The 13586-nt window shown below is 40.8% G+C and carries 12 protein-coding genes; 7 read left to right on the forward strand and 5 right to left on the reverse strand.

What is annotated here, in order from left to right:
- The first annotated feature begins 627 nt into the window (after nt 1-627).
- Together SAE01_RS23800 and SAE01_RS23805 are read left to right on the forward strand one after the other, a co-directional pair.
- The gene (locus SAE01_RS23800) at nt 628-1542 is read left to right on the forward strand and encodes a PepSY-like domain-containing protein (protein WP_147206342.1); all 915 of its coding nucleotides are present in this window, start codon (nt 628-630) and stop codon (nt 1540-1542) included.
- A gap of 109 nt (nt 1543-1651) precedes the next feature.
- Nucleotides 1652-2404: an FkbM family methyltransferase gene (locus tag SAE01_RS23805; protein ID WP_147206343.1), complete on the forward strand. Its 753-nt coding sequence runs from the start codon at nt 1652-1654 to the stop codon at nt 2402-2404.
- Nucleotides 2405-2539: 135 nt separating this feature from the next.
- Here the strand turns inward: SAE01_RS23805 and SAE01_RS23810 are convergent, their stop codons facing one another.
- Complete coding sequence (locus SAE01_RS23810) at nt 2540-2794, reverse strand: hypothetical protein (RefSeq protein ID WP_147206344.1); 255 nt, start codon at nt 2792-2794, stop codon at nt 2540-2542.
- A 487-nt stretch (nt 2795-3281) separates the two neighbouring features.
- Nucleotides 3282-3914, reverse strand: coding sequence for a 3-keto-disaccharide hydrolase (locus tag SAE01_RS23815; RefSeq protein WP_147206345.1), 633 nt, complete (start codon nt 3912-3914; stop codon nt 3282-3284).
- 241 nt (nt 3915-4155) lie between these two features.
- Between SAE01_RS23815 and SAE01_RS23820 the strand changes: the two genes are divergently transcribed.
- Nucleotides 4156-4578: a secondary thiamine-phosphate synthase enzyme YjbQ gene (locus SAE01_RS23820; protein WP_147206346.1), complete on the forward strand. Its 423-nt coding sequence runs from the start codon at nt 4156-4158 to the stop codon at nt 4576-4578.
- A gap of 92 nt (nt 4579-4670) precedes the next feature.
- On the opposite strand, the gene SAE01_RS23825 is transcribed toward SAE01_RS23820, so the two are convergent.
- Nucleotides 4671-5645, reverse strand: a complete 975-nt coding sequence (locus SAE01_RS23825) for a 3-keto-disaccharide hydrolase (protein WP_147206347.1) — start codon at nt 5643-5645, stop codon at nt 4671-4673.
- Between the two features lie 124 nt (nt 5646-5769).
- On the opposite strand from SAE01_RS23825, the gene SAE01_RS23830 reads away from it, so the two are divergent.
- A complete protein-coding gene (locus SAE01_RS23830; protein ID WP_147206348.1) occupies nt 5770-5991 on the forward strand; it encodes a hypothetical protein in 222 nt (73 codons plus the stop codon).
- A gap of 47 nt (nt 5992-6038) precedes the next feature.
- On the opposite strand, the gene SAE01_RS23835 is transcribed toward SAE01_RS23830, so the two are convergent.
- Both SAE01_RS23835 and SAE01_RS23840 read right to left on the reverse strand, forming a co-directional pair.
- Complete coding sequence (locus SAE01_RS23835; protein WP_147206349.1) at nt 6039-6626, reverse strand: porin family protein; 588 nt, start codon at nt 6624-6626, stop codon at nt 6039-6041.
- A 112-nt stretch (nt 6627-6738) separates the two neighbouring features.
- On the reverse strand, nt 6739-7281 hold the full coding sequence (locus tag SAE01_RS23840) for a TVP38/TMEM64 family protein (RefSeq protein WP_147206350.1): 543 nt from the start codon (nt 7279-7281) through the stop codon (nt 6739-6741).
- Nucleotides 7282-7436: 155 nt separating this feature from the next.
- Here SAE01_RS23840 and SAE01_RS23845 point away from each other — a divergent pair, with 155 nt between their 5' ends.
- The 3 genes from SAE01_RS23845 to SAE01_RS23855 all read left to right on the forward strand — a co-directional run bounded on the left by SAE01_RS23845 (nt 7437) and on the right by SAE01_RS23855 (nt 13485).
- A complete protein-coding gene (locus tag SAE01_RS23845) occupies nt 7437-9023 on the forward strand; it encodes a M20/M25/M40 family metallo-hydrolase (RefSeq protein WP_147206351.1) in 1587 nt (528 codons plus the stop codon).
- A 92-nt stretch (nt 9024-9115) separates the two neighbouring features.
- Entirely contained in the window at nt 9116-11962 is a 2847-nt protein-coding gene (locus SAE01_RS23850) for a glycosyl hydrolase (protein WP_147206352.1), read from the forward strand.
- Nucleotides 11963-12018: 56 nt separating this feature from the next.
- Entirely contained in the window at nt 12019-13485 is a 1467-nt protein-coding gene (locus SAE01_RS23855) for a glycoside hydrolase family 28 protein (RefSeq protein WP_246113325.1), read from the forward strand.
- The last annotated feature ends 101 nt before the right edge of the window (nt 13486-13586 follow it).

The following is a 13586-nucleotide window of genomic DNA, read 5'->3' on the forward strand; positions in this document are numbered from 1 at the left end:
ATGAGAATAGAATGGAACTTTTGGAGGACTTACAATCATAGAACACATCCAAACATCAGTAACATTTATTTTATTTCTTAACGCCTGTTCACCTAATTTTCTTCACGCCTTTTCTCTGAGGGCGTTGCGGAAAAAGAAGGGATACGACACGACGACCATTGGTTCGCTAACCAACAACAGTTCTTGCATAAGTGACATCAGCCGGTTGGGTGCCAAGCGCAGCAAAGGCATTCTGAAACATGCGTAGCAGTTTCAGAAACAAGCGGGTGGAGGCACGTTGCAAGAACGAAGCCCAGCGGCTTGAGCGATAATCTAAGAAGTAACTTTTTTTACAATGGTGGACTTTTTTAAAGAGACTATAAAAGATTTGCCTTAACAAAATTTTTATCCTTCCAACCCAACCATTCTTTTTTACTACTACATCTACTCACACAAGGATGAAACATTTTTAAAACTGCAGGCACTAGCATAATCACTGTTGCTAAAAAGTGCTGAAACCTTTCAATAAAAAATTAAAGAGAAAAAAATAACATCAAAACGGTGAACGGCAGTTCTATGCAGATCCGCGAAAAGAAACTTTAAATAGCTAAACAATAACAAGCAATCAATTAACCAAACCTTTTACAAATGAAAAAAATGACAAGATCAACCAGCATTCTTAACCTCGCAACACTTAGTCTTTTACTAATTCCATTCGCGTCATGCAAAAAAGATGCTTCTTTGGAAACTGCAGGAAATGAAGTGAGCCAGTCAGCAGTTGCCGCAGCACAAGCCATAGCCATTGCATCAACATCGGCTGGAGACTCGGTGTATGTGGTTGGCGCTTGTGCCACTCGCCATCGTACCGACTCTATTGCCTTCAGCAGTCTGCCTTCAGCTATAGCAACTTACCTCGACGCTAATTACGCGGGCTATACTGCTAACAAAGCTTTCACCGACAAAGACTCTGCAGGTACTGTTTCCGGCTATGTTGTTATTATCAATTACAATGGCAAACCAGTGGGATTGAAATTTGACGCCACAGGTGCTTTTATAAAAGTATTGGAGCAACGTGAAGGACGCGATCTAAGCGGGGGACGTGGATTTCATCATGGTGGTCATTTCGACGACAGGGATGGGTTGAAGCGTGATACAATTGCTATCAGTGCTTTACCTGCAGCGGTCAGTTTATACTTCGCTGCCAATTATGCACAGGACACACTTGTGCGCGCCTTCAAAGGAAAAGATAGCAGCATTGTAGTATTGAGTATTAACAACGGTCCTTTTGCAACGGTCTTTAGCCCTACCAACACTTTTGTAAAACGTGCTACACTTCCTGCGCGTGCTGGTCGTCCCACATCTATAGCCCAGGAAGCACTCCCTGCTAATACCCTGTCTTACCTGTCAACTACTTATCCTAACTATGTTTTTAAGCATGCTTTTGCCATTAAGTCAAATGGAGTAAACGCAGGCTATGCGGTGTTGATTGATGCTAATTCAACTAAATATGCTTTACAGTTTGATGCATCAGGCAACTTTTTGAAAGCAATTACGATTAGATAATAGATGGTTTGTGTTCCCCAAGGTCTTGCTCTGCATTTTGAAACATGGTGCGAGCAAGGCCTTTACTAAAGAATGATTCAAATTATTTACATCATTTTAATAAGGCATCATGTACCACAACAATCTTGCACAGGCTATGCACTCAAATAAATTCTTCGTAGCCAGCCTTAAATTGTATGAACTGTTTAAACTTGCAGTAAAGCCTTCCGCTTATAAAGACAACAACAGCAAAGAATATCTTCCTTACATCTTAAATGCTGCCGTAAAAGGTTATACTGTGCTAGATATAGGTTCGCATAAAAGAAGTTACTTTTTTGATATCCTAAAAATATCCAAGCTTCCAGGTAGGCTTATTGCTTTTGAAACAAGCAGCGGAATTTATAGCTACCTGCAGAAAATGAAACGGCTCGTCAACCTCGAAAATATTACGGTTGAAGAATTGGTTTTTACAAATAATAATGCTGAAAAAGACAATGCTACCGGAGCTCCTGTCATTGATTTTAAATCAAAAAAGAACAAAGATGAAATTGAGTTGCACCAGCATAATACGGTAGACGATTATTGCTGTACAAATTTTATTGTACCTGCTTTAGTCAAGTTTAAATTGGAGGGAAATGAGCTCGGCGTTTTGTATGGGGCAAAGGAAACACTGAGAAAATATCAGCCGCAAATATTAATTGAATGTTCAGAAGGAATCGTAACCCGTGACACCCTTCTTAAAGCTTTTAAATTCCTTAAGGATCTTAACTATTCGGGCTACTTCATTCTGGATGAATTGAAAATTCCTCTTACCAGCTTCGACTTCAACATCTACCAGAATGAGGTTTTAGGCTTTTATTGCAACAATTTCATTTTTGAATAAAAGCTTGAATAGTTCAAGCAGTATGTTTCCCAAATATTTCTGGGGCATTCATAAATCAAAAAACCTCAACATTTAGTTGAGGCTTCTAATTCAAAGGTTAGCACTATAAAAAGTATCAACACTTTTTAAATTAGACTAAGGAGTAGTAGTGGTAGTAGTAGTTGTTTTTGTTTGCTTAACTGCTGCTCCTTTATGTTTTCCTCTGTTAGCATGATGCTTTTTTGTAACGCTTACTTTCACGCCGGCATCGTTATTATGACTTGTTGTTGTAGTCTTTTTATGAGCGACTTGTGTTTTTTGTTTTGTCTCCGTTGTAGTTGCTTGTCCTGCCTGCGCATGAACGACTGCAACCGAAGCCATAAAGACCATACTTACAAATATCTTTTTCATAATTAAACGTTTTGCCTCTTTTAAAGCAAAAGGGATACCATAACAAAAATTAAAATGTATTGTACCGCTTTGATTAGATTAAGCAGCACTACAATCATGAGAGTTGAATAAAAGATAGTCGCATGCTTGATCGACGTCATCCCTTAATTGAAATTACCTTTCCTACAGATATCTGCAACACTGTTTACTCAACTGCTAATGCTTGCAAAAGCCGGCGGACTCAGGATACCTCAAATATTTACACGTGTCGTTACCGTAAGTGCTTAATATAAGAGAGGAACGGCTGGTAATTTTTTTGTATCCAACATCAGCCCTTTAATGCGCCCCGGTTGTGTCACACCCTTGAATCTCAATAACCCTATTCAGCACTAATAGATCTGCAGTCCTTTCATAGTTTAAATAAATAAAACCGCATTTCCGGTAAGTACTCAATAAAGAAAATACTCGGTGGAAATGCGGTTTAACTGATGACTAACAGCTATAAAAATTATGGCAGTGCTCTTACCATAATATCTTTAAATAAAACCTTGCTTTTAGGATCGTGTCCCTGCAAAGCAAAGGTGCCATTTGAAATCATTCTACCACCCGGCTTGTTTACATTATCAGGCTCGGTATAGTCTACAACAGTGCGGTCATTTACCTTAATGATTATTCTTTTTCCCTGCACGGTTATACTTTCTGTATACCACTCATTGTCTTTTACGTACACTTCCTTCACATCATCAACACTGTACAAACTACCTGTTCTTCTCCAGTCGGTATGAGAGTTGTTTACCTGTACTTCGTATCCTTTAGAAGGCCAACCTTTTTCCTGGTAAGCTGTATGAAAGTAAATACCTGAATTAGACCCCGGGAAAGTCATCACTTTAGCCTTGAATTCAAAATTTTTGAAATCGTGATTCATCGCCAGCCCGTCATAAAACAGGTGAGCAGTGTTTCCATTTACTACAATTGTTCCGTCCTCTACCTTAAACGTTTCGGCGTTTTCACCTACTTTCCATCCATTCAATGATTTGCCGTCGAACAAGCTTATCCATTTCTCATTTTGATAATGTCTTAGTCTAGGAGCAAAAGAGGCAAGACAAAGAGCCAGGGCACTTAGAGCAACTAATTTCTTCATACGTTTTGTTTTAAATTTTATAAACGGTTGATGAAAGTAGTGAAAAAAACTTCGCTATGAATGAAAGGAATAGTCCTTAGCAGGAGGTAGTTAGTACTGCTGCTTATTTCTGTCCCAATTTTTCAAATGCCGCTTTAAACCTTCTACTGCAAGTTTTCCCATTTTTCAAAATTCTCAACATTACCTGGCTGGTTTTCTATGGCTTTAGTATTGCAGGTTGAAATTTATCAAGCTCAAATTTATGAAGATGTATCAGCAGGCAATAAGACTACAGGAAAGAAAAAGAGGATTTCATTTGGTGACACAAGAGATCCTGAAAGGTCTTCCTAATCTCAGTGAAATAAAGAGTGGACTTTGCCAGGTTTTTATACAACACACTTCCGCTTCGTTGACCATTAATGAGAATGCTGACCCTACTGTAAGAAAAGATTTTGAGATGTATTTCAACAAGACAGTGCCTGAGAACGACCCGGAGTACATGCATGATTATGAAGGATCGGATGACATGCCTGCGCATTTAAAAGCGGCATTGCTGGGAAGTTCAGTCTTAATACCTATTACCAATGGTAAGTTAGCGCTTGGCACCTGGCAGGGCATTTATTTGTGCGAACATCGCGACCGGGGAGGACCAAGAAGCATAGTAATAACCGCGTGGGGAGAATAAGTTTGCTAATTAAACTTATGATGTAACCTGATCTTTAAAAAATGTTGAAAGTGGAATGCCTGCATCTTCCACTTTCAACATCTTACTTTTTATTATTTATTGGCGGGAGTAATCACAATATTTCTGAACTCGATTGGCCCGTGGTCACCTTGCAAAAGCAATGGTCCTGGCTCGCCTTCCTTGCTATTGATCGCACCGCCGGTGATACCTGGAATTTCCTGGTTGCAGATAATCAGTTTTCCATTTGCAGTAACTGTAACCATTCTACCCACTAATGTAACGTCGTAAGATTGCCACTCGCCCGCTTCTTTCGCTACCATTTCGCTTGGTGCTATAAACCCGTAGACACCGCCAAGTTGGTCCTTAACAGGCTCCAAACCTTTACTGTCAGCAATCTGCAACTCGTAGCGGCCCCTCAGATACACACCACTATTACTACCCTTATCATACTTAAACTCGATGTGCAATTTAAAATCAGTAAAGCTATCATCGGTAACCAGGTTAGAACCTGATTTTGGACTGGTCAAGACACCGTTCACAACTTTCCATTGGTTCGTAGCTCCTGTGGGATGCCAACCTTTTAAGTCTGTACCATTAAATAGCTTAACAGGTTTGCCCCAAACCGGTTGAGTGGTCCGTCTTAAAGATGGCGCACGAACCCCTGTCCAATTGTAAGTTTTTCCGTCGGGTTGCAATATTGTGCCGGAAAGATTGTTGCCTTGAAGTGTCCCTTCAACTGTTACATCGTTGCCTGTTTCCCATTGAGGCGGAATGGTAAAGCTCATTTTTCCACCGCTAAAGTTAACCTTAGAAATAGGGCGCGCACTTCCTCCCGATCCTACAAAATCACCCACTAAAGTGTTCAAACCTGAGTGACGAACTTCCAGCCAGGAAGGCACCTCGCGTCCTCCAACAGTAATCGTCAGATCCCATCTCCCTTCAAGCGTTGACGACATGGCAGTATCGCGGTAATTTGCTTTAATAGCCGAGGTCGAAAAAAGTAATACAAACGTTAGTATTAGCAGGCTTTGAATCCTCTTCTGAAATTGTACAGTTATTGTTTTCATATGTTTTTTTATTCTTCGATTTCAAATTACAGTTTTCTGAACATCTAATAAAAATTCAGTTCTTTGAAAACGGAGTTCATCCTTTTATAAGTCTCGTTGTTTACTTTCCTCTATATTTACTGCAATGCCGGAAGAAGAAGATTTTTTAATTGAATACAAGGGTAAAAAGGTGAACGTATCACCTGTTATCAACGGAGGCAATATCTATTTTATCATCCACTTTGAAACACCTGTAACTATTGCCGAAGGTTTGGTTAATGAAGATTGGTTGTGGTATGAAGAAGGCCAGGGCCAAACAATTCTCTCTGCAGAAATTGGAGAACTAATAGAAAAGATGGATAGCTAACGTGTTGCGTTAACCAACCATCCTCCCACATTGTGTAAGCAATTATTTTATCTCTTCCCTTTATGATCGAACTGGTAAAATAATCCTAACTGGGCAACATTATTCCTGGTAGAAACTCCGTTCGGAACTTTATTGATGTTATTTAAACCAAAAGTCCATCTAAAGTCAACTCCCAATTTAGCCGGGCCAAGAAGACCAAACCCTGCTACAAAAGAAATGTCTGTTGATTTGAAGCTACCGGCAACATCACTTTCTGCACTGCCTATCTTTTGTTTCGCGCTGGCTAATAAGCCTAGTTGCGGACCACCCTCTAATCTAAATCCTTTACCAAACATATATTGAGCAAGCACGGGAATGTTTACATAGTTGAGTTTGATTTTATTCTCAACATTACCAAAAGTATTCTTACCGCCCTGCTGTGAATAGACAATCTCTGGCTGAATGGCAAAATGGTTGGTCATATGAATGTGAGCGAGCCCACCTAAATGAAACCCGATTTTAAAATCAGACGTGCCACTACCTTCGCGTGAGAGGTTTGCAGCATTTAATCCTCCTTTTAATCCAAAGTGTGGGGTTTGGGCAAAAGAGCTAATGAAGCCAACACAAATAACTATACTCAACAAGCCTTTTTTCATTTTTTAATTTTTATTTTTTGAATTACAATTTTAGTTGTTTCAACAAATTCCGGTCCTTTTTATCCAAACTACCAGTGTTCATTCAGCTTAAAATTTCGTGCCTGAACGTCCTTTACTTCTTCTTTTTCAAAACCATATACAGAAGGTAAATTCCAATAAGTAGTAAAATAACCTTACCCTGCCAATTAAACGCCGTGACCTCGTAGGCAGCATACGCTTCTATTAGTAACGCCGGAATTTTGCCGAGGGAGCTGGCAATGAAAAAAGTAATCATGCTAACCCGGCCAATAGCAGACGTAAACGTGATGAGCCCGGAAGGTATAAACGGAATAAGCCGAAGTGAAATAATTGCCATAAAAGCCTTCCGACCTTCAGCCTCCAAAAGCCTTTTCACTGCAGGAAAAGTTGACCCTTTCTTTTCGATGCCTTTTTTGAAACCTTTTCTATATAACCAGAAAGCAATTGCTGCACCGATAGACTCTCCCGCAAAAGAAATAAGCGTTCCATTCCAAAATCCGAAAAATAAAATGTTTGCAGCGGTAAGAAAAACACTCGGCACTACACCAAGCACCGCAATTATTATATTAATCGAAATGCTAAACAGAAACGCATATTGAGGGTAAGTACTAAAGAGATCGATGACGTCCTGCTTCATTATGATACATGTACATTGCTTTAGAATAATCGCGAAGTTATTGTTATGTCAAGAACAACAATCAAAGGTTCTCCAAGGCTATAGTCTAAGGTTGTCCTTATTTTAAACACCAAACTTTTTGGCTTTGATCAATCCATTTATCCTACATTAGAAAAATGAAAAAATCATCAATATTTACATTTACGCTAATCAAAAAAACCACCTCATTTCTATTCATTGCAAGCATGTTTTGCAACGGTTTATATGCACAGGGTAAAGACTCCGTTATTGTGCAGCAAATCATGAAAGAAGCGAATGACAACTCACAACTTACAAAACTTGGTCACGAACTAATGGACGTAATAGGACCACGACTCGTAGGTACGCCTCAAATGAAACGGGCCAATGACTGGGCCGTAGAACATTACAAATCGTGGGGCATTGATGCACGCAACGAACAATGGGGACAGTGGCGCGGATGGGAAAGAGGCGTGTCGCATATAGACCTTGTTTATCCGCGAGTGCGGTCGTTAGAAGGGACTCAACTTGCCTGGAGCCCTAATACCGGAGGCAAAACTATTACTGCTGAAACTATCATCATACCAGACTTACGCGACTCTGTTGCTTTTAAAGAATGGCTACCCAATGTGAAAGGAAAATTTGTGTTGGTATCAATGGCTCAACCTACAGGACGACCTGATGAAAACCTGCAGGAATTTGGCCTGAAAGAAACAGTCGATAAAATAAAGAAAGACAGGGCAGAGCAAACAGCGGCGTGGGCGGCAAGGCTTCGCAAAGTAGGGTCAGGGCGTGGAGCATTAGCCAAAGCATTGGAAGCTGCAGGCGCGGCAGGTATAGTTCAATCTTTATGGTCGCAAGGTTGGGGCGTAAACAAAGTATTTAGCGCAACAACCAAAAAAATTCCTACAGTTGATATTTCGCTGGAAGACTACGGTCTTTTATACAGGCTGACGGAAGGTGGTGAAAAACCAAAGATTAGTGTACGGGCTGATTCTAAAGAATTGGGTTTGGTACCAACATTCAATACCATTGCTGAAATAAAGGGCTCAGAGAAGCCAAATGAATACGTCTTGCTTTCTGCCCACTTTGACAGTTGGGATGGTGCTTCTGGTGCAACCGATAACGGAACCGGAACGCTAACTATGATGGAAGCTTTGCGCATTTTAAAGAAGATTTATCCTAATCCGAAAAGAACAATTTTAGTTGGTCACTGGGGCAGTGAAGAACAGGGTCTAAATGGTTCACGAGCCTTCGTTGAAGACCATCCCGAAATTGTACAACACATTCAAGCAGTATTTAACCAGGATAATGGAACGGGAAGAGTCGTCAATTTGTCTGGTCAGGGATTTTTAAACTCTTATGAATTTATACAGCGCTGGCTTGCCGCAGCTCCTGATAGCGTGCGGACGCGTATTCAAACAACTTTCCCTGGCGTTCCTGGTGGTGGCGGTTCTGATTTTGCCTCCTTCCTTGCCGCAGGTGCACCTGCTTTTTCTTTGAGCTCTCTTAGCTGGTCATACGGCAATTATACATGGCACACCAACAGGGATACTTATGATAAAATCATCTGGGACGATGTAAAAAACAATGTTATCCTTACCGCTATTCTTGCTTATATGGCGAGCGAAGACCCTCAAACAACTTCAAGGGAAAGAGCTCAATTACCGGTAAATTCCAGGACTGGCGAAAGAACAAAGTGGCCGGTACAATCAAAAGCCACAAGAAAGGGAGGAGTGGATTAGGGGAAGGTGTCAGTTATTAGCTCCGAGCTGCTAGCTTTTCGTGTTCTGCTCGTAGCTGGCCCCCATAGTTCGAAGCTTTTTAAACAACTTTCATGAAAAGAAGAAAATTTCTCTTACAAAGTTCAATACTAACGGCGGGCTCTGCGTTGTCAAAAGCTTTTCCGGCTTTTGCAGCTGATGCATTACCAACTCGTGAGTTTGTTGGTGGTAACGATCTTTACGAAATTTTCAAAAACCCTGCTATGGGTTTCAGGCCTTTTGTGAGGTGGTGGTGGAATGGAGACAAAGTGGAAAAGGCTGAACTTTCGAGGGAGCTTCATTTGATGAAAGATGCGGGACTTGGTGGAGTAGAAATTAATCCAATAAAGTTTCCGCAAAGAACGGATGATCTGGGTAAGCCGTCATTACAATGGTTGGGTGATGAATGGCTGGATGCATTGCAACATACTTTTGCAGAAGCCAAATCTTTGGGCCTTACCTGTGATTTGATTGTTGGTTCAGGCTGGCCATTTGGAGCAACATACCTACAAGGTGAAGAACGTGCACAAATCGTACTAATAGGAACTAAAAAGCTGGAAGGCAAGCTTGACTTTGAAGCTTCTGTATTTGATTTACTAAAGGAAGCTGATCCCGCAGTTTCGAGTCCGCATGCCAGGCGGAAGATGGAAATACTATCTGTCAAGCTAGTCCCTGATCCATTTAATAGTATGAGCGAGGTGCAGGACCTCACGCAACAATTACCAACAGGATACATTACCGCCTCTATTCCCACAGGCAAGTTTGTTTTATATACGCTGGTAAAAATCGACAGCTTTCTTGAAGTCATCAACGGGGCTCCTGGTGCAGATGGGCCTGTACTCAATCATTATGATAAAGCTGCGGTTTTAAAATACCTGAACCATATGTCTGATGGTATCCAAAAGAAAACTGGCCCCTTGTCAAAACATATCCGTGCTTTTTTTACCGATAGTATGGAACTTGAAGGAGCCAACTGGACAGCAGACATGGAAGCTGAATTTAAAAAAAGAAGAGGCTACGATTTGATGCCTTATCTGCCCTTCACACAGTTCAAGATTGGCTCGATGGGTAATGTGTTTGACTATAGTTATGGAGCCCAGTTAGGTTGGGAGATGAAGAATATGATTCAGCGGGTCAGGTACGATTACGACCTAACCAAGACTGAATTACTGCAAGAAAGATTTATCGACACTTTTACCAAATGGTGTAAAGACACAGGTGTTCAATCAAGGGCGCAAGCTTATGGCAGAGGTTATTTTCCTTTGGAAGGAAGTCTGAATATGGACATACCAGAATGTGAGACCTGGATCAAGGCGGGTATAGGAAAGGAAATGAGCGAGGCAAACACAACCATTGGAAGAGGGTATACAATGGTGAATAAATACGTGTCGTCTGCCGCGCATCTAAAGGGTCGGCGAGTGATTAGCTGCGAGGAACTCACTAATACTGATGTCGTCTTCAATACCACGCTTGAGCTAATGAAGATAACAGGTGATCTTAGTACGATCTCAGGCGTTACACATCCCGTCTTTCATGGTTTCAATTACTCACCTTTAGAAGCACCTTTTCCTGGATGGGTGCGGTATGGAACTTTCATAAATGAAAGAAATAACTGGTGGCCTTACTTTAAAAAATTCAATGATTATAAAGCAAGGATCTCAGCTCTTCTACAACAAGCTGATATGTTTGCTGATATTGCCATACTACCTCCGGTTGCAGATATGTGGAGCATCTATGGCGCACAAAACGAGCCGTTCCCTTCGTTCTCCTATCCAAATCATTTGTCGCTTATATGGGAGGCAATGCATCAGAATGGAAATGGATGTGATTACGTTTCAGAGTCTGTGATAAGAGATGCAGAAATGAAGGATGGGCACATGCGATATGGTGCACGCAAATACCACACAATCTTCATAGTACAAGTAGAAAGTCTTGAACTGGCTACAGCTCAAAAGTTATTAGCCTTCGTGAAAGAGGGTGGAAGAATTTTCTGTTTGGACAAGCAGCCCGATAAATCTTTAGGTTGGAACAACTATAAGCAAAGAGATAAAGAAGTGCAGGATGCAGTGGAACAGATGAAAGCTTTTCCTGATCGTTTTATCCTGCTAACAACTCCTGAAAAAGATTTCATTCAATGGTTCAGGGACCTCCAGGTTAAGTATCGTATCACTCCTTATTTACAAATCAATAAGCCTGATCGTTTTGTAACACAGGTGAGATACCAGGCCAAAGATGCAGAAATTCTTCTTTTTATCAATTCTAGTATGGATGATTCACATGCTATTGAGATCGTTCCTGCCCAACAGTTGACAAAGAACAAACAAGCATGGATCTGGAACGCGGAAAATGGGGATCGATATAAACTAAATAACTCAACCAAAATTACTTTGGACTTAGGTCCTGCAGATTCCGTGTTGGTTGTTTTTGACAATAATAAAAAAGGCAAGGAATTTCCTTCAAAGCTTACAACAAGCGACCATGCCGCAGTCGTCAATAATTGGACAGTTGAATTCAGGCATATCAATGGATCAATTACAAAAACCCAAATGCCGGTTTTAAAAGATTTGAAGGATGTTCCGGAATTTGTTTCGTTTTCTGGTACCGCCATTTACCGGGGAAATCTGCTTGTTGCAGATAAAACAAAGGTTTTTTTTCTTAACCTTGGTAAAGTGCATGGGGTTTCAGAAGTAACAATCAACAATAAAGATCTGGGTGCACAATGGTATGGCAGAAGGATCTACCCGATTAAGGAACATGCGCAAACCGGTAATAACAGCATCGAGATTAAGGTCGTAACCACCATGGGCAACTATATGAAGACTTTAAAAGACAATGCAGTTGCCCAGTACTGGACGAACGAAAAGAGAAAAGATCAGCCAATACAATCTATGGGATTAATTGGACCGGTGACAGTAGCCTAAGAACAGACACGATTGAACACAGTTGCTACCCCATTCATTTTTAAAATTCTTTGCAAGTGAGCATACAAAAAGCAGTTGTTGTAGTATTCATGTTTTTTCAATCGTTTTGTGTATTTGCAAAAGATTATCCTGCTTCCTTGTTTGGAATTCACTCAGACGGAATAACATTAAATACGCGATCGATACAAGCGGCGATAGATTATATCAATGGAAACGGAGGTGGAAGACTGGTTTTTTATGTGGGGAGGTATTTGTCAGGCTCCATCCATCTTAAATCAAACGTTACTATACATCTTGAAGAAGGCGCTGTTCTCGCCGGTTCACTCAATCCTTATGACTACGATAAAAAAATTTTCACTGCCTTTATTTTTGCCTACGACCAGGACAGCGTTAGCATAACAGGCCAGGGAGTAATAGATGGACAAGGAAGAACTGTAGCAAGAAACCTCGTTAATCTCATACATGGTGGCATACTGAAAGACCTGTTTAGATATGACCGCCCGCAAGAAGATCACCGCCCAATGGTTATCAACTTTCGTAATTGCACAAACGTGTCGATTAAGGGCGTTACTATCAGAAATAGTGCGTCATGGGTGCAGACATATGATCAATGCAAAAACGTCCTGATTGATAGTATTCGTGTTGATAGCAAGGCTTACTGGAACAACGATGGAATTGACATTGCCGATTGCGACGGCGTGCGTATTACCAACTCGTATATTGATGCTGCTGATGATGGTATCTGCCTTAAGTCCCATGATACAAAGGCATTTTGCAACAACATTTATGTTCGCAACAACACTATCCGCTCAAGCGCAAACGCAGTGAAGTTTGGTACTGCAACTAATGGTGGTTTTAAAAACATCCAAATTATAAACAACCGCGTCTTCGACACCTATCGCTCAGCTGTTGCAATTGAAGCTGTCGACGGTGGCTTCGTTGAAAACGTAGTAATCGATTCTTTAAAAGCAGTAAATACAGGTAATGCTATTTTTCTTCGTTTAGGTGAAAGGGTTGCAGGCAGAAAAGGAAAGCTCGAAAATGTAAAAATCAGCAATGTTTATGTTGAAATTGCAGGAAGCAAACCTGATGCGGGTTATGAATACGAAGGTCCTATAGAAGACATGCCCCGCAATACATCACCGTTGGTTATTGCAGGGTTGCCCGGTCAATACATCTCTAATATTTCTTTTAAAAATATAGAAATCAAATATCCTGGTGGAGGTAATGCAATGTTTGCGAATGCTGCACTCGATCGTTTAGACAGCATTCCTGAGATACCTGCTAAGTACCCTGACTTCTCTATGTTTAAAGAACTTCCTGCCTGGGGTATCTACATCAGGCATGCAAAAGGTATTAGCTTTTCGAACATCACGTTGCGTTGCGAAAAGAAAGACTACCGCTCTCCTATTGTTTTAGATGATGTTCATCAATCCCAATTTTCTGCTGTTAGCATTAAAGGAACTGGTGGTTCGAAGAACAATATTTATAAGTATAAGTCGAGTGACGTTACTGTGAAGTAAGATTGGAGTCGGTCATACAAATTTTCTTAAAGCTTTTTTTACCAGGTCGTTCAGTTACAACCATCTGAGCGTCTTCTTACGCTATAATCTTCGCTATCGAC

The sequence above is a fragment of the Segetibacter aerophilus genome (assembly GCF_007991655.1).
GTDB classification, from domain to species: Bacteria; Bacteroidota; Bacteroidia; order Chitinophagales; family Chitinophagaceae; genus Segetibacter; species Segetibacter aerophilus.